At 38.6% G+C, this 16,960-nt stretch carries 16 protein-coding genes; 14 read left to right on the top strand and 2 right to left on the bottom strand.

The window, feature by feature from the left end; genetic code table 11:
* Positions 1 to 28: 28 nt before the first annotated feature.
* The gene (locus ACE198_RS06860) at positions 29 to 163 is read right to left on the bottom strand and encodes a YqzM family protein (protein ID WP_026563518.1); all 135 of its coding nucleotides are present in this window, start codon (positions 161 to 163) and stop codon (positions 29 to 31) included.
* Between the two features lie 304 nt (positions 164 to 467).
* Between ACE198_RS06860 and holA the strand changes: the two genes are divergently transcribed.
* Entirely contained in the window at positions 468 to 1,484 is a 1,017-nt protein-coding gene (holA, locus tag ACE198_RS06855) for a DNA polymerase III subunit delta (protein ID WP_251457401.1), read from the top strand.
* A gap of 44 nt (positions 1,485 to 1,528) precedes the next feature.
* On the opposite strand, the gene rpsT is transcribed toward holA, so the two are convergent.
* The gene (rpsT, locus tag ACE198_RS06850; protein WP_098575557.1) at positions 1,529 to 1,789 is read right to left on the bottom strand and encodes a 30S ribosomal protein S20; all 261 of its coding nucleotides are present in this window, start codon (positions 1,787 to 1,789) and stop codon (positions 1,529 to 1,531) included.
* A 211-nt stretch (positions 1,790 to 2,000) separates the two neighbouring features.
* On the opposite strand from rpsT, the gene gpr reads away from it, so the two are divergent.
* From gpr to deoC, 13 genes are all read left to right on the top strand, one after another.
* Positions 2,001 to 3,125: a GPR endopeptidase gene (gene gpr / locus ACE198_RS06845; protein WP_251457398.1), complete on the top strand. Its 1,125-nt coding sequence runs from the start codon at positions 2,001 to 2,003 to the stop codon at positions 3,123 to 3,125.
* 125 nt (positions 3,126 to 3,250) lie between these two features.
* Entirely contained in the window at positions 3,251 to 4,453 is a 1,203-nt protein-coding gene (gene spoIIP / locus ACE198_RS06840; RefSeq protein WP_251457395.1) for a stage II sporulation protein P, read from the top strand.
* Between the two features lie 19 nt (positions 4,454 to 4,472).
* Positions 4,473 to 4,799, top strand: a complete 327-nt coding sequence (locus tag ACE198_RS06835; protein WP_098575640.1) for a DUF3679 domain-containing protein — start codon at positions 4,473 to 4,475, stop codon at positions 4,797 to 4,799.
* Positions 4,800 to 4,915: 116 nt separating this feature from the next.
* Complete coding sequence (gene lepA, locus ACE198_RS06830) at positions 4,916 to 6,751, top strand: translation elongation factor 4 (RefSeq protein WP_251457392.1); 1,836 nt, start codon at positions 4,916 to 4,918, stop codon at positions 6,749 to 6,751.
* A gap of 79 nt (positions 6,752 to 6,830) precedes the next feature.
* Positions 6,831 to 7,964: a radical SAM family heme chaperone HemW gene (hemW, locus tag ACE198_RS06825; protein WP_375375073.1), complete on the top strand. Its 1,134-nt coding sequence runs from the start codon at positions 6,831 to 6,833 to the stop codon at positions 7,962 to 7,964.
* Between the two features lie 132 nt (positions 7,965 to 8,096).
* Positions 8,097 to 9,128, top strand: a complete 1,032-nt coding sequence (gene hrcA / locus ACE198_RS06820) for a heat-inducible transcriptional repressor HrcA (RefSeq protein ID WP_251457642.1) — start codon at positions 8,097 to 8,099, stop codon at positions 9,126 to 9,128.
* A 106-nt stretch (positions 9,129 to 9,234) separates the two neighbouring features.
* On the top strand, positions 9,235 to 9,834 hold the full coding sequence (gene grpE / locus ACE198_RS06815; RefSeq protein ID WP_373561729.1) for a nucleotide exchange factor GrpE: 600 nt from the start codon (positions 9,235 to 9,237) through the stop codon (positions 9,832 to 9,834).
* Between the two features lie 30 nt (positions 9,835 to 9,864).
* Positions 9,865 to 11,700 carry a molecular chaperone DnaK gene (gene dnaK, locus ACE198_RS06810; RefSeq protein ID WP_251457386.1) on the top strand — a complete coding sequence of 612 codons (1,836 nt, stop codon included), beginning with the start codon at positions 9,865 to 9,867 and terminating at the stop codon, positions 11,698 to 11,700.
* A 162-nt stretch (positions 11,701 to 11,862) separates the two neighbouring features.
* Positions 11,863 to 12,990 (top strand): molecular chaperone DnaJ, encoded by a 1,128-nt coding sequence (dnaJ, locus tag ACE198_RS06805; RefSeq protein ID WP_098575552.1) that lies wholly within the window; start codon positions 11,863 to 11,865, stop codon positions 12,988 to 12,990.
* A gap of 18 nt (positions 12,991 to 13,008) precedes the next feature.
* Positions 13,009 to 13,950, top strand: coding sequence for a 50S ribosomal protein L11 methyltransferase (gene prmA / locus ACE198_RS06800; protein ID WP_251457384.1), 942 nt, complete (start codon positions 13,009 to 13,011; stop codon positions 13,948 to 13,950).
* 106 nt (positions 13,951 to 14,056) lie between these two features.
* Positions 14,057 to 14,806, top strand: a complete 750-nt coding sequence (locus ACE198_RS06795; protein ID WP_251457382.1) for a 16S rRNA (uracil(1498)-N(3))-methyltransferase — start codon at positions 14,057 to 14,059, stop codon at positions 14,804 to 14,806.
* Between the two features lie 6 nt (positions 14,807 to 14,812).
* Positions 14,813 to 16,180, top strand: coding sequence for a tRNA (N(6)-L-threonylcarbamoyladenosine(37)-C(2))-methylthiotransferase MtaB (gene mtaB / locus ACE198_RS06790; RefSeq protein ID WP_251457380.1), 1,368 nt, complete (start codon positions 14,813 to 14,815; stop codon positions 16,178 to 16,180).
* A gap of 99 nt (positions 16,181 to 16,279) precedes the next feature.
* Positions 16,280 to 16,954, top strand: a complete 675-nt coding sequence (gene deoC, locus ACE198_RS06785; protein WP_251457378.1) for a deoxyribose-phosphate aldolase — start codon at positions 16,280 to 16,282, stop codon at positions 16,952 to 16,954.
* Positions 16,955 to 16,960: the final 6 nt, after the last annotated feature.

Below are 16,960 nucleotides of genomic sequence, written 5' to 3'. Positions count from 1 at the left end.
TTCTACCTTACACATATGTAGCCAATCATTACGAACCGATTACCTTAATGACTGTTGCAACAATAAACATTATGGCAAAAAAACCAAAAGAAACCCCAAATCCTACCCCTGAATCAATTGCGTCGTTTCGTTTACTTTGCACATCTTTTTCAAATTCATTCACAGTCTACCCCTCCTATTTCACAATATAGTATAAGTCATTCTCGAAAAAAAATCCAGCATACATCAAATTGCTTTCCACAACTGACAAGAGTTGTCAAAATAGTGAGACGGATAAACGGCTAAACTATATTTACTTAAGGAACTCCGCCAGACAATAGAATATCCTAGGGCTTCTATTGCGGGCGTTCATTATAGATAGGGAATTAGCACTTTTTAAATAAGGGCTAATTCCCTTTAAAATGCTTGTCAAAATGGCCAAGCTTCTTTACCATAGGTATGAATGGAAAGAAGGGGAGCGCTGAAACATGGTAATGGATAGTTGGAAAAAAATCAAACAAAAGGAATTTGCTCCTATTTATTTATTGTTTGGAACTGAGTCTTTTTTAATTAATGAAACAAAGGAATTACTACTCAATCATATTTTAACCGAAGAAGAGAAGGATTTTAATTTTGCTAGTTATGATTTAGAGGAAACGCCAATCGAGGTGGCCATCGAAGATGCTGAAACCTTTCCTTTTTTAGGAGAAAAAAAAGTTATCTTTTTACATAATCCTGTTTTTTTAACAGCAGAAAAGTCCAAGGATAAGGCGGTACATAATTTATCCAGGTTCGAAATGTATTTGAAAGAGCCTTCGCCTTATTCGGTGTTGGTAATTTCCGCGCCGTACGAAAAGTTAGATGAACGGAAGAAAATAACAAAGGAATTAAAAAGAAATGCTGAAGTTGTTGAGGCAAAAAAGTTAAATGAACATGACTTAAAGAACTGGGTTAAGGGCAGGGCCAAGAACAGCGGGATTGAATTTGAGCCAGATGCAATCGACCAATTATTGGCATTAGTTGGAACTAATATGTTTATGATAACCAGTGAAGTAGATAAATTGGCTTTATACGCAGCAGGTGAAAAAAGAATAGACATAGGTCTAGTAGAGAAATTAGTTGCACGATCGCTTGAGCAGAATATTTTTACACTCATTGAAAAAGTCGTCCAGCGAAAACTTGATGAAGCGTTAAGGATTTATTACGATTTGCTAAAACAAAATGAAGAACCGATAAAGATTTTGGCCTTGCTTGCAGGGCAATTTAGATTGATTTACCAAGTAAAGGAATTATCGAGGAGAGGGTATGGGCAGCAGCAAATTGCTGGTTACTTAAGAACGCATCCTTTCCGTGTTAAGTTGGCACTCGGACAAGCAAATAAATTTACGGATGAAGAATTGGCTCATTTAATCGACCTTCTTGCTGAAGCGGATTACCAAATGAAAACCGGTGGAATGAATAAATCTTTATTGATTGAAATGTTTCTATTTCATTTAAAGAAATAAAAAAAACGATTCCTTTTAGAAGGGAATCGTTTTTTTTCTCTAAATTAAAGAGCGTTAGTCTTCTTCATTAGACGAGATTTTTTACGAGCAGCAGCATTTTTGTGGATAAGACCTTTTGCAGCAGCCTTGTCTAATTTACTAGCAGCAGCAGCAAATACTTCTTTAGCAGCAGCACCGTCGTTAGTAGAAATTGCAGCTTCTACTTTCTTAACAGCAGTACGCATTGCAGATTTCGCAGTTGTATTTTGAGCGTTACGAGCTTCACTTGTTTTTACACGCTTAATAGCAGATTTAATATTAGGCATTACTTTCACCTCCTACAAAGAATCGAGACTATATGAACTCGACTTAACATTCCTAAGAAATAATTCAGAACATGAAATATTTTATCAAATGGAAGGCTATAATGCAATACTGTTTTCGAAGAAGAATATCATTTGCATGAATTAAGATGGTAAGGGCAAAAATAGGAAATAGTTTCTAGACTTTTGAAAGATTTGATGGGAGTGAATATTAATGGATGAGTCAATTGACTTGAGTCAATATTCTGTTCGAACGGATTTGGCGATTGAAGCAAGAGAGATGGTCCTTACACAGCAAAAAGGGTCAGTCGGGCAAGAGAAAGATCTTTCGCAAATTGAAGGCGTGATTATTAAGGAAAAAGATGTGGATGACATAAAAGTGTCCTTGGTCGAAGTAACCGAAAAAGGGGCCGACCAGCTAGGGAAAAAACCTGGTCGATATTTAACTGTTGAGGTACAAGGGATTCGCCAGCAAAACACAGAGGTACAGCAAAAGGTGGAGGGAATTTTTGCTAGAGAGTTCTCCTACTTTTTGGAGGGGTCTGGGATCAAAAAAACGGATTCATGTCTTGTGGTGGGGCTAGGCAATTGGAATGTGACCCCAGATGCCCTAGGACCGATGGTGTGTGAAAATTTACTGGTCACCCGTCATCTGTTTCAGTTACAGCCGGAAAATGTAGAAGAAGGCTTCAGGTCCGTTAGTGCCCTTTCACCAGGTGTAATGGGATTAACGGGGATTGAAACAAGCGATATTATTTTTGGTGTAGTGGAAAAAACAAAACCTGATTTTGTTATTGCTATTGACGCACTTGCATCTCGTTCGATTGAACGAGTTAATTCAACTATCCAAATTTCCGATACAGGTATACACCCTGGCTCGGGGGTAGGTAATAAGAGAAAAGAATTGAGTAAAGAAACCTTAGGAATACCTGTTATTGCAATTGGGGTTCCGACCGTGGTAGACGCTGTATCTATTACTAGTGATACCATTGATTTTATACTAAAGCATTTTGGAAAAGAGCTTAAGGAGGGCAATCGTCCTTCAAGAGCGCTCGCACCTGCAGGCATGAGTTTCGGTGAAAAGCGAAAGTTGACTGAAGAAGACTTACCTGAAGAAAAGCACCGTAAGACCTTTCTTGGAATGATTGGGACATTAGAAGATGAGGAGAAAAGGAAATTAATTTATGAAGTTTTATCGCCAATTGGTCATAATCTAATGGTTACTCCTAAGGAAGTTGATGTTTTTATTGAAGACATGGCCAATCTAATTGCCAATGGTTTAAATTCTTCACTTCATGGTGCTGTTGATCAAGGTAATGCTGGCTACTATACAAAATAAAGGATGATGAGAGGCATTTTTCAAATCTATTTATTTGAAAGGATGCCTCTTAAGTTAAAATTCGGGTTCTACCAATTCTAGTAGCTTCATATCATTTACTAGAATCCGTTTTGCGAGGTGGAACCATGAAGGCTAGAAATTCAGGAACTTTTGTTATGGTGCAAGGGACAAGTCTACTTAAAGCCGCTGGAGTATTGTTGCTATTTATGCTTTTGATTTTCTCTATTAGTGGGTTGTTAACCTCGTTAAAGCCACAATATCGACCGATGTCGTCTTCAGTAAATCAGGCAGCTACAAATGTAAATGGGGAATTGCTCTATCAATTAATGGGTTGGGAAAATCATCATTTCTTATCCGTTGAACAAGATTGGACCTCAGCTCCAACATTAACGAACCTTGTATTTAAGCTATCAAGCAATATTAATTTGAATGATCCCCGAAGTCTCTTAGGAAGAGAACTCCCAGGTTTTTATGAATTTGATGGAAAAATTCTAGTCGCTGGTGAGGGGACGAACTACACAAATATGCCGATTGAATCTGCGCCGCCGCTTGATATTATGAAAGCGGAACGAGAGGCAGCCTTGACAGATTTAGAAATTACCGAGCATCCATCTAGTGAGAATACCCCGTCAGCACCAGATCAAACCACTGGTAAACGGAAGGTAGTCTATCTATACTTCTCACATAATCGGGAATCCTATCTTCCATATTTAAAAGGGGTAACAAATCCCAACCTTGCATATCATTCGAAAATCAATGTGACGAATATTGGTGATCATTTAAAAGCAAGTCTCGAGGACAGAGGAATCGGAACAACTGTTAATAAAACAGACATTCAGGCAAGCTTAAATAAGAAGGGGCGGAAATTTTGGCAATCCTACGATGAATCCCGTCCGGTGGTTCAAGCAGCCATGGCATCAAACAAAGATATAAGTTATTTGATTGATATTCACCGGGATTCTCAACGAAAAGCACAAACAACCGTGGATATTAAAGGTAAATCCTATGCGAGACTGGCCTTTATTATCGGGGGGAAGAATCCTAATTATGAAAAGAATGCAAAACTTGCAAAAGCTCTCCACGAACTTCTTCAAAAGAAATATAAAGGCTTAAGCAGAGGAGTAATTATTAAAAATGCAGCCGGTTCAAATAGTATCTATAATCAAAACCTCTCTGAAAATGCCATGTTGATTGAATTTGGCGGAGTAGATAATAGCTTTGAAGAATTAAATCGTTCCGCAGATGCCTTAGCGGATGTATTTAGTGAATTTTACTGGCAGGCTGAAAAGGTTAACAAGGATGTTGAACAATCAACAAAAAAACAATAGTTGTAAGGGAGCATTTTTTATGAAGATGTTCATGTTAAAAAGCCTATGCTTGGCTGCTCTCATGTTAATCTCTGTTTTAGTAGGTATGCAATTGGCTAATGATGGTATTCACAAAATGAAAGGCTATGATGATCCAAATTTTCAAAATGCTGTACGTTTAAATGGGGCAGACAATAACTTTCAAGCTACCTTTTTGGGAAACGAAATCTCAAGTCATGATCTAGAGGCAAAGCAAAAGAAACTCGAACAAATAAGTGCATATAATTTTTTCTCTTCTATGGGGAAGAAGATGTCTGAGGGGATATCAGGGGTTTCTGAAAAATTAGTTCATCTTATTGCTGATTAAAATAATTGAAGTGGCACCAGTTAGGTGCCGCTTTTCGATTTTGATTGAATCTTGTTAATCCTATTGATATAATTCAAAATAGTGTATATGTGCGAGTATAGTAGGAGTGAAAGACCGTGAACAATAATGAAAGACTCAAACGACAATCAAAGATTAGAAATTTCTCAATTATTGCCCATATTGATCATGGGAAATCAACATTAGCTGACCGAATTTTGGAGAGAACCAATGCATTGACCTCTCGGGAAATGAAAGATCAGCTCCTTGATTCGATGGACCTTGAAAGAGAACGTGGAATTACTATTAAATTAAATGCCGTCCAGTTAAAATACAAAGCAAAAGATGGAGAAGAGTATATTTTCCATCTAATTGATACACCAGGACATGTCGATTTTACGTACGAGGTATCAAGGAGCCTTGCAGCATGTGAAGGGGCTGTTTTAGTCGTTGACGCTGCACAAGGAATTGAAGCACAGACACTAGCCAACGTTTATCTTGCCCTTGATAACGACCTTGAAATCTTACCCGTCATTAACAAAATTGACTTACCTAGTGCAGATCCAGAGCGTGTTCGAGGTGAAATTGAAGATGTTATCGGTTTGGATGCTTCGGAAGCCGTATTAGCTTCAGCAAAGGCTGGGATTGGGATTGAAGAAATCCTTGAACAAGTTGTTCAGAAAGTCCCTGCACCACAGGGAGACCCAGAAGCACCATTAAAGGCCCTTATTTTCGATTCCCTTTATGATGCCTATCGAGGTGTTGTCGCGTACATTCGTGTGGTCGAAGGAACCGTTAAAGTCGGCGATAAAGTAAGAATGATGGCTACTGGGAAAGAATTTGAAGTAAATGAGGTAGGCGTATTTACACCAAAAGCAACTATGCGTGATGAGTTAACCGTTGGTGATGTTGGCTTTTTATCAGCATCAATAAAAAATGTCGGCGACACTCGTGTGGGTGATACGATTACAAATGCAAAAAATGGGGCAACAGAGCCACTTCCAGGTTACCGGAAACTAAACCCAATGGTTTATTGTGGACTTTACCCAATTGATACAGCAAAGTTTAATGATCTGCGTGAAGCGCTTGAAAAGCTTCAGTTAAATGATTCTTCACTTCAATTTGAACCAGAAACATCGCAAGCACTTGGATTTGGTTTCCGTTGTGGATTCTTAGGATTGCTTCACATGGAAATTATTCAAGAACGGATTGAACGTGAATTTAAAATTGATTTAATAACGACAGCTCCGAGTGTTATCTATCATGTTCATATGACAGATGGCTCCGAAATAAGGGTCGACAATCCATCAGATTTACCGGATCCACAAAAAATTGACCGTGTGGAAGAGCCATATGTGAAGGCTACGATGATGGCTCCAAATGATTATGTAGGGACCATTATGGAACTTTGCCAACAAAAACGCGGTATTTTTGTGACAATGGAATACCTGGCAGAAAACAGGGTAAGTATTATCTATGAGATGCCATTAGCAGAAATTGTCTATGATTTCTTTGATCAACTGAAATCAAGCACAAGAGGTTACGCATCCTTTGATTACGAGCTCATAGGTTATAAACCTTCCAGCCTTGTTAAGATGGACATATTGTTAAATGGTGAAAAAGTGGATGCATTAAGCTTTATTGTTCATAAAGACTTCGCTTATGAACGAGGGAAGATAATTGTTGAAAAACTGAAGGAGCTAATTCCAAGGCAGCAGTTTGAAGTTCCGATTCAGGCAGCAGTAGGTCAGAAAATTATTGCTCGTTCTACAATTAAGGCTATGCGTAAAAACGTTTTAGCCAAATGTTATGGCGGAGATATTTCTCGTAAACGAAAATTATTAGAAAAGCAAAAAGAAGGTAAAAAGCGGATGAAGCAAGTAGGATCCGTGGAAGTACCACAAGAAGCATTTATGGCTGTCTTAAAAATGGACGATAGCAACACAAAAAAATAAACTAGCTGGGGGTTAGGACAAGCCATATTTTTAGGCGAATTCTAGCCTCTTTTTGTTGAAGAATGAGGAAGTGAACGAAATGATTAAATCAGCCTATCTCCATATCCCTTTTTGTGAGCATATTTGCCATTATTGTGATTTTAATAAAGTATATCTAAAGGGTCAGCCGGTTGATGATTACCTAAAAGCACTTGAACAAGAAATGAAAATGACTTTAACCCAATATCCAACAACGTCTCTTGAGACGATATTTGTGGGTGGGGGTACACCGACATCGTTAAATGAGAAGCAACTTTATCAATTTTGTGAAAGTATTAACAGAAATTTACCAATGGATGAGACTATAGAATTTACCTTTGAGGCGAATCCTGGTGATTTAACGGCAGGGAAATTAGAAATATTAAAAGAGGCTGGGGTTAACCGGATTAGCCTAGGAGTTCAAACGTTTAATGAGGAACTACTGCAGAAAATCGGCCGTGTCCACAAAGCGAAAGATGTTTACCAAACCATTGATAAAGCAAAATCTATAGGTTTTGAAAATATCAGTATTGATCTTATCTTTAGTTTACCTTCACAAACTCTTACGGATTTTAAGGAAACATTAAAAGAGGCTTTTTCGCTTGATATCACACACTATTCTGCCTATTCCTTAATCATTGAGCCAAAAACAGTTTTTTATAATTTGTTAAAAAAAGGAAAACTGCCAACTCCTGGTGAGGATGTGGAAGCTTCGATGTACGAATTGCTAATGGAAGAAATGGAAAAGCATGGTTTCAACCAATATGAAATTAGCAATTTTTCTAAACCAGGGTATGAGAGCAGACATAACCTTACCTATTGGAATAACGATTCCTATTATGGGTTTGGGGCAGGTGCACATAGCTATTTAAATGGGATAAGACGTTCGAATATTGGTCCCTTAAAAAGGTATATGGAGCAAATAAACAATGGCATCCTACCAGTAATGGAAGAACATCAAACATCAAAAATTGAGCAAATGGAAGAGGAAATGTTTTTGGGACTGCGAAAAACTGCCGGTGTTGCCATTCCTCATTTTATTGAAAAATTTGCGGAAGATCCCCTTCAATTATTCGAAAAAGAGATTAGAGAATTAACGGCAAAACAGTGGTTAGATGTGGGAAAAAATCATATATTTTTAACGAAAAAGGGTAGACTGCTAGGAAATGAGGTATTCCAGGCATTTTTAAGGTAAGCAAGATAATAATTATTGTCTTGATAAGTGCGGTTTCCTGTTCTTTTTGATTGACACCATCCCCCTTCATTTGATAATTTATTAATATAATTAGCACTCGTTAACTAGGAGTGCTAACAGAGGTGATGAATGTTGCTAACAGATCGTCAATTGTTAATTCTTCAGGTTATTGTTGATGACTTTATTCGATCTGCCCAACCAGTCGGCTCAAGAAGTTTGTCGAAAAAGAAAGAGATTTCTTTCAGTTCGGCAACCATTCGTAATGAAATGTCCGACCTTGAAGAGTTGGGGTATATTGAAAAGACACATACCTCTTCAGGTCGTGTCCCATCTGAAAAAGGATATCGCTATTATGTGGATCATTTATTGTCTCCGCAAGTATTAAATCAACATGATACATCTATCATTCAGTCGATTTTTGCTGAGAAAATTTTCGAATTCGAAAAAATTATCCAAAGGTCCGCGAAAATATTATCGGACTTAACGAATTACACATCAATTGTTCTTGGTCCGGCTGTTAGTATTAATAAGTTGAAAAAAATTCAAATTATCCCGTTAAACAAAGAAACAGCCGTAGCTATTTTTGTTACAGATACGGGCCATGTAGAAAATAGGACTTTTTCATTACCAGCATCAGTAGATGCTAGTGATTTAGAAAAAACAGTGAACATTTTGAACGATCGCTTATCCGGCGTTCCTCTCGAAGACCTGAATGATAAGATTTATAAAGAAGTAGCGATGCTTTTAAGGCAGCATATCCATGATTATGACTTAATGCTGCATACTATCGCTGATTCATTAAAAATGCCAGTTAATGAAAAACTTTTCTTCGCTGGAAAGACCAATATGTTAAGCCAGCCAGAGTTTCATGATGTAACAAAACTCCGCAGCCTATTAACGATGATTGATCAGGAAGAGTGGATGTATAATTTAATCAGGAATGATTCAGCTGGAATTCAAGTTAAAATTGGTACGGAAAATAATAATAGTGTCATGGATAATTGCAGCTTAATCACAGCTACCTATACGGCTGGTGTTGAAAATTTAGGGACGATTGCCATTCTAGGTCCCACAAGGATGGAATATTCCCGAGTCATTAGCTTATTACAATTTTTAAGTAAGGATTTAACGGCTGTCTGGACGAAATTGTATCAAAATAAATAGCTCGGGTAATATTGAATAGGGGTGAAATACCTGTTTCAACCCCCTTTTACTATGAAAATGAATTATCCTATAAATGACAGTAAATGCTTTAAGGGAGGTGAGTAAGTTGACAAACGAGAATAACAATACGTTAAATGAAGAAATGGAAGTTGAAAGTACTGATAATGTTGAACTTACCGAAGAAAAAACGGTTGAGACTGTTTTTGACGAAGGTGCAGCAACAGAACAAACAGAGGATTCACCTGTTGATGAAAAAGACCAAGAAATTCAATTGTTGAAAGAAAAGTTAGAGGAAGCAGATAATCGATATCTACGCTTGCAAGCAGACTTTGATAATTTCCGGAGACGTTCTAGGTTAGATCTAGAAGCGAGCCAAAAATATAGAGCACAAAAACTTATTACCGATTTATTGCCTGCAATTGACAACTTTGAAAGAGCAATGAAAATTGAAGCAGATAATGAACAAACTAAGACACTTCTACAAGGAATGGACATGGTTTACCGCAGTTTGCTTGATGCCCTGAAAAATGAGGGTGTTGAACCAATTGAATCTGTAGGTAAAGAATTTAATCCACATCAGCATCAAGCTGTCATGCAGGGTGAAGATGAGAATTATGGCCCAAACATTGTAACGGATGAATTTCAAAAAGGTTACTTATTAAAAGACCGTGTGATTCGAGCTGCAATGGTGAAAGTAAATCAATAAAACTACATATATTTTTAGGAGGAAAAGGAAATGAGTAAAATTATCGGTATCGACCTTGGTACAACTAACTCTTGTGTTGCAGTCCTTGAAGGTGGCGAACCAAAGGTTATTCCAAATCCAGAAGGTAATCGTACGGCTCCTTCCGTAATCGCGTTTAAAAATGGGGAACGCCAAGTTGGTGAAGTTGCTAAACGTCAAGCAATTACAAATCCAAACACGATCATGTCCATCAAACGCCATATGGGCACAAATTATAAAGTGGATATTGAAGGAAAAGAATATACACCACAAGAATTATCTGCGATTATTCTTCAATACTTAAAGTCTTATGCAGAAGATTATCTGGGCGAGCCAGTTACAAAAGCAGTAATTACAGTACCAGCTTACTTTAATGATGCAGAACGTCAAGCAACAAAAGATGCGGGGAAAATTGCTGGTCTTGAAGTAGAACGTATTATAAATGAGCCAACTGCTGCTGCACTTGCATATGGTTTAGACAAAACCGATGAAGATCAAACCATCCTTGTCTATGACCTTGGCGGTGGTACATTTGACGTTTCCATTCTAGAATTAGGAGACGGTGTCTTCCAAGTTAAATCAACTGCTGGTGATAATCGCCTTGGTGGAGATGATTTTGACCAAGTCGTAATTGATTACCTTGTAGACCAATTCAAAAAAGAGAATGGAATTGACCTCTCACAAGATAAAATGGCATTACAACGCTTAAAGGATGCGGCTGAAAAGGCGAAAAAGGACTTATCAGGTGTAACTTCTACGCAAATTTCATTACCATTTATCACTGCTGGTGCTGCTGGTCCGCTTCACCTTGAAGTTACTATGACTAGAGCAAAGTTTGATGAATTGTCTGCTCATCTTGTAGAGCGTACAATGGGTCCAACTCGCCAAGCATTAAGCGATGCTGGTTTAACTCCTTCAGAAATTGATAAAGTAATCCTTGTTGGTGGTTCAACACGTATTCCTGCTGTTCAAGAAGCAATTAAAAAAGCGACTGGACAAGAGCCGCATCGTGGGGTTAACCCTGATGAAGTGGTAGCAATGGGTGCTGCGATTCAAGGTGGAGTTATAACTGGAGATGTAAAAGACGTTGTATTACTTGACGTTACGCCACTTTCCCTTGGTATTGAAACAATGGGTGGTGTATTTACGAAACTAATCGATCGTAATACAACAATTCCAACATCTAAATCACAAGTATTCTCTACTGCTGCTGATAATCAGACAGCTGTTGATATTCATGTTCTTCAAGGGGAACGTCCAATGGCGGCTAATAACAAGACCCTAGGACGCTTCCAATTATCTGATATTCCACCAGCTCCACGTGGAATTCCGCAAATTGAAGTAAACTTTGATATCGATAAGAATGGTATCGTAAATGTTCGTGCAAAAGACCTTGGCACTAATAAAGAACAACAAATCACAATTAAGTCTTCAACTGGGCTTTCAGATGAAGAAATCCAAAACATGGTTAGAGAAGCAGAAGAAAACGCAGAAGCGGATAGACTGCGTAAAGAAGAAGTGGAACTTCGTAACGAAGCAGATCAACTTGTCTTTACAACAGAAAAGACTTTAAAAGATCTTGAAGGTAAGGTTGATGCTGGTGAAGTAGCTCAAGCTAATGAAGCTAAGGATGCGTTAAAAGCTGCGATTGAGAAAAACGACCTTGAAGAGATCCGTGCGAAAAAGGATGCATTACAAGAAATCGTTCAAGCTCTAACAGTTAAACTTTATGAACAAGCGGCAGCTGCTCAGCAAGCTCAACAGGGAGGCCCTGAGGCTGGAAATACTGCTGGTCCTAAAGATGATGTTGTTGACGCAGAATTTGAAGAAGTAAAAGAAGATAAATAGAAAAGCGGAAGCGCCTAGGCGCTGGAGCTAGACATTTATCCAAGTTTTCACAGCTCAGAAAAAAGTCAAAGTCAGAACTATGGGCTTTGGCTTTTTTATTGCATTAACATTGTGATGAATGATACAATAACCTCTATGTGACAGATTCGGGAGTGGGTAATCATGAGTAAACGGGATTACTATGAAGTACTAGGGCTAAGTAAAAGTGCTTCAAAGGATGAAATAAAAAAGGCCTATCGAAAGCTATCAAAACAATATCATCCAGATATTAATAAAGCAGCAGATGCGGCAGATAAATTTAAAGAAATAACAGAGGCATATGAAGTATTAAGCGATGATCAGAAAAAGGCCCATTATGATCAATTTGGCCATACGGATCCAAACCAAGGATTTGGCGGCGGTGATTTCGGCGGCGGCTTTGGAGGATTTGAGGACATCTTTAATACTTTCTTTGGCGGCGGTGGAGGCGGAAGAAGACGTGATCCAAACGCACCAAGACAAGGAGCAGATCTTCAGTACACGATGACGGTTTCTTTTGAAGAAGCAGCCTTTGGGAAAGAAACTGATATTGAAATTCCTCGCGAAGAAACTTGTGGAACATGCAGCGGTTCTGGTGCAAAGCCTGGAACGAAACCAGAGACTTGCCAGCACTGTCATGGAACAGGTCAGTTAAATGTAGAGCAAAATACTCCATTTGGAAGAATCGTCAATCGACGTACTTGTAATCACTGTCATGGGACAGGGAAAGAAATTAAACATAAATGTTCTACTTGCGGTGGTAAAGGAAAAGTGCAAAAACGCAAGAAAATTCATGTTAAAATCCCTGCGGGTATTGATGATGGTCAACAACTCCGCATGTCAGGACAGGGAGAAGCAGGAATTAACGGTGGACCTCCAGGGGATCTTTATGTTGTATTCCAAGTAAGGCAACATGAGTTTTTTGAAAGAGATGGCGATGATATTTATTGTGAAATGCCGATCACTTTCGTTCAAGCGTCACTAGGTGATGAGATTGAAGTGCCTACCCTACACGGGAAAGTGAAACTAAAAATTCCTGCAGGTACTCAAACAGGGAAAAAATTCCGTTTAAAAGGAAAAGGTGTTCCTAATGTTCGTGGATACGGTGTTGGCGATCAATATATTATAGTTCGGATTATTACCCCAACAAAGTTATCTGATAAACAGAAGCAGCTTTTAAAAGAATTCGCAGAGCTTAGTGGCTCTTCACCGATTGGTGAACACGAAGAAAGTTTTTTCTCAAAAGTAAAACGTGCCTTTAAAAGCGAGTAAGGATTGGAGTTGGTAGATGTGAAATGGTCTGAAATCAGTATTCACACAACAAATGAGGCGATTGAACCTATTTCTCATATTTTGCACGAAGCTGGGGCGAGTGGCGTAGTCATTGAAGATCCATTTGAACTAACGAAAGAAAGACAAGATCAATTTGGAGAAATCTATCAACTCAATCCCGATGATTATCCAGATGAAGGCGTGATATTAAAGGCGTACCTTCCGGTTAATAGCTTTTTAGGTGAAACGGTGGATGCAATTAAGGAATCCATTAATAATTTGATTATTCATAATATCGATATCGGTAAAAATAAAGTGACAATAAGTGAAGTAAATGAAGAAGAATGGGCAACAGCATGGAAAAAATATTATCATCCTGTGAAAATTTCTGAAAAATTTACAATAGTACCAACTTGGGAGATTTATACTCCGGTCAGCAGTGATGAATTAATCATTGAATTAGATCCAGGAATGGCGTTTGGAACCGGAACACATCCGACTACTGTCTTGTGTATTCAGGCTCTTGAAAGAACGGTTCGTCCTGGTGACCGGGTTATCGATGTGGGAACAGGATCGGGAGTATTAAGCATTGCCGCAGCTATGCTAGGTGCTGAAGATGTTCGTGCATTTGATCTTGATGAAGTAGCAGTAACAACTGCAAGAGTGAATATTAAACTTAATAAAGTAAGTGATCGAGCAGTTACTGCCCAAAATAATCTATTGGATGGGGTAGAGGAAAATTCTGCTGATGTTGTTGTAGCTAATATATTGGCCGAAGTAATATTACGGTTTACTGAAGATGCTGCAAGAGTTGTCAAACCTGGCGGATCGTTCATTGCCTCTGGGATCATTCAGCAGAAAAAAGATCAAGTCAAAGATGCGTTAGTTGCTGTTGGCTTTGAGATATCCGAAACTATTTTGATGGAAGATTGGGTTGCTATTGTTGCCAAACGGATATAATGGTTGAATAAGAGGGGGCATACCCCTTTTTTTCGTGCCATGCTTTTAGAACAGACTTTTCATTTAGTAAAATAAGGTGTGAATGATTTAGAGAGGGTGCAAAAGTGTGCAACGGTACTTTGTTAAACAACGAGTAAACGACGGGCGCTTTTTGATTGATGATGAAGACCGCCATCATATCGTAAAAGTTATGCGCATGCAAATTGGTGACCAAATTATTTGTGTTGATCTAGAGGGGAAGCAAGCAGTATGTGCTCTTGCAGAAATTACCGATACAAGTGTTGTTGCAGACGTTGTACAATGGAAAGATGGGGTTTCTGAACTGCCCATTTCAATTACGATTGCTAGTGGACTGCCTAAAGGGGACAAGTTGGAATGGATTATCCAAAAAGGAACAGAACTAGGTGCGTATCAATTCCTACCATTTGCAGCAGCTCGTTCAGTTGTTAAATGGGATGAAAAAAAAGCAGCGAAAAAAGTAGACAGATGGCAAAAAATTGCAAAAGAAGCTGCGGAGCAATCCCATCGTGCCCTTTTACCAGATGTCCTTAGTGCCATTAGCTTTAAAGATTTGCTCTTAAAAAGCAAAGATTTTCATTATAAATTAGTTGCCTTTGAGGAAGAAAGTAGAAATGGGGAAACTTCCGTTTTTGCTGATACACTAAAAAAAATCAATAAAGGTGAAACACTCCTTATCGTTTTTGGCCCAGAAGGCGGCTTAACTGATGAAGAAGTTAGGCAATTAAAGGATAGCGATTTTGCAGTTTGTGGGTTAGGTCCAAGGATATTACGAACCGAAACAGCCCCTTTATATGCACTATCAGCAATTTCCTATCATTTTGAATTAATGAGGTGAAAAATAATGGCAACAGTTGCGTTTCATACTTTAGGTTGTAAAGTTAATCATTATGAAACTGAAGCTATTTGGCAGTTATTCAAACAAGAAGGATACGAACGGGTTGATTTTGAATCAATTTCGGACGTCTATATTATTAATACTTGTACCGTAACAAACACTGGCGACAAAAAGAGCCGTCAAGTCATTCGCCGTGCCGTTAGGAAAAATCCTGATGCGGTTATTTGTGTAACAGGATGCTATGCACAAACATCCCCTGCTGAAATTATGGCTATTCCTGGTGTTGATGTTGTGGTGGGAACACAGGACCGTATAAAAATGCTTGAATATATTGAGCAATATAAGCTTGAACGTCAGCCAATTAATGGGGTTGGCAATATCATGAAAAGCCGCGTCTATGAAGAACTAGATGTTCCCTCCTTTACAGACAGGACTCGTGCTTCTTTAAAAATTCAAGAGGGTTGTAACAATTTCTGTACTTTCTGTATTATTCCTTGGGCCCGCGGGTTAATGAGATCACGTGATCCGAAGGAAGTAATTCGGCAAGCCCAGCAATTAGTTAATGCAGGTTATCAGGAAATTGTTCTTACAGGTATTCACACAGGCGGATATGGGGAAGACATGAAGGATTACAATCTTGCCCAATTACTTCGTGATTTGGAAGCAGTAAATGGACTAAAGCGCCTGCGCATATCATCTATAGAAGCAAGTCAGATTACTGATGAAGTAATTGAAGTGATTAAACACTCACCTATAGTAGTCCGACATTTGCATATTCCGTTACAATCTGGGTCGAATTCTGTCTTAAAAAGAATGCGCCGTAAATATACAATGGAGTTCTTTGGAGAAAGATTAGATCGACTAAAAGAAGTTCTTCCAGGCCTTGCTGTCACGTCTGACGTTATTGTCGGTTTCCCAGGTGAAACTGAGGAAGAGTTTATGGAAACATATAATTTTATTAATGAGCATAAATTTTCTGAGCTACATGTGTTCCCTTATTCTAAACGTACAGGAACTCCCGCTGCTCGGATGGAAGACCAAGTCGATGAAGAAATAAAAAATGAACGAGTTCATCGCCTCATCGCGCTTTCTGATCAATTGGCAAAAGAATATGCTTCAAGATTTGAGGGTGAAGTCCTAGAAGTAATCCCTGAAGAGGTGTCAGCAGAAGAAGCCGATTCTGGTTATCTAATCGGATACACTGATAACTACATGAAGGTTATTTTCTCGGCGCCAGAGGATATGATTGGTAAAATTGTTAAAGTTAAAATTAACCAAGCTGGATACCCGTACAATCGTGGGCAATTTGTTAAGGTTGTTGAGGAGTCAATTTCCAAAACAGAATTGTTTATTGAAGAAGAAGCTGCCATTTAAGGACCATTTAGGTCCTTTTTTTTTATTGTGTTTAGGTTAAACTATGGACAGCAGCATATTACTTTCTAATATTATTTGGCAATCGAAGGGAGTTTGTACATGGCTACTAAAAATATTGCTGCAATGATTGATCACACACTACTGAAGCCAGAAGCGACGAAGCACCAAATTGAAGCACTTTGCCAGGAGGCGAAGGAATATAAATTTGCTTCGGTTTGTGTAAACCCTACATGGGTAAGCACCGCAAAAGAATTGTTGCAAGGTAGTGGAGTGATGGTTTGTACCGTAATTGGATTTCCATTAGGGGCAACCACTTCTGAAACAAAAGCATTTGAAACGAAAAACGCAATTGATCATGGCGCGGAAGAAGTGGATATGGTCATTAATATTGGAGCCCTCAAAGATGGTAACGATGAATTAGTGGAAAACGATATCCGAGCTGTTGTTGAGGCTGCAAAGGGTAAGGCACATACGAAGGTGATTATAGAAACTAGTCTGTTATCAAAAGAGGAAAAAATTCGAGCCTGTGAGCTATCTTTAAAGGCTGGTGCAGATTTTGTTAAAACTTCCACAGGATTCTCTACAGGGGGAGCGAAGCCAGAGGACATTGCTTTAATGAGAAAAACAGTCGGTCCAGACATGGGTGTAAAAGCATCTGGTGGGGTTAGAAGTACAGAAGATGTCCAAAAAATGATTGAGGCCGGCGCAACTAGAATTGGGGCAAGTTCAAGTATCGCTATCATCAATGGCCTTACAGTGACTTCCAATTATTAAAAAAGA

Origin of the sequence: Neobacillus sp. KR4-4, assembly GCF_042136325.1 — a bacterium.
In the GTDB taxonomy this organism is placed as follows: Bacteria; Bacillota; Bacilli; order Bacillales; family Cytobacillaceae; genus Neobacillus.
Note: the sequence above shows the minus strand (reverse complement) of the source record. Positions and strands in the feature narration are given on the sequence as shown.

Coding starts and splice junctions, on each gene's coding strand:
- ACE198_RS06835 (WP_098575640.1), top strand. CDS start 4,473: ATGAAGATGTTCATGTTAAAAAGCCTATGCTTGGCTGCTCTCATGTTA.
- deoC (WP_251457378.1), top strand. CDS start 16,280: ATGGCTACTAAAAATATTGCTGCAATGATTGATCACACACTACTGAAG.
- spoIIP (WP_251457395.1), top strand. CDS start 3,251: ATGAAGGCTAGAAATTCAGGAACTTTTGTTATGGTGCAAGGGACAAGT.
- gpr (WP_251457398.1), top strand. CDS start 2,001: ATGGATGAGTCAATTGACTTGAGTCAATATTCTGTTCGAACGGATTTG.
- dnaK (WP_251457386.1), top strand. CDS start 9,865: ATGAGTAAAATTATCGGTATCGACCTTGGTACAACTAACTCTTGTGTT.
- hemW (WP_375375073.1), top strand. CDS start 6,831: ATGATTAAATCAGCCTATCTCCATATCCCTTTTTGTGAGCATATTTGC.
- dnaJ (WP_098575552.1), top strand. CDS start 11,863: ATGAGTAAACGGGATTACTATGAAGTACTAGGGCTAAGTAAAAGTGCT.
- mtaB (WP_251457380.1), top strand. CDS start 14,813: ATGGCAACAGTTGCGTTTCATACTTTAGGTTGTAAAGTTAATCATTAT.
- holA (WP_251457401.1), top strand. CDS start 468: ATGGTAATGGATAGTTGGAAAAAAATCAAACAAAAGGAATTTGCTCCT.
- rpsT (WP_098575557.1), bottom strand. CDS start 1,789: ATGCCTAATATTAAATCTGCTATTAAGCGTGTAAAAACAAGTGAAGCT.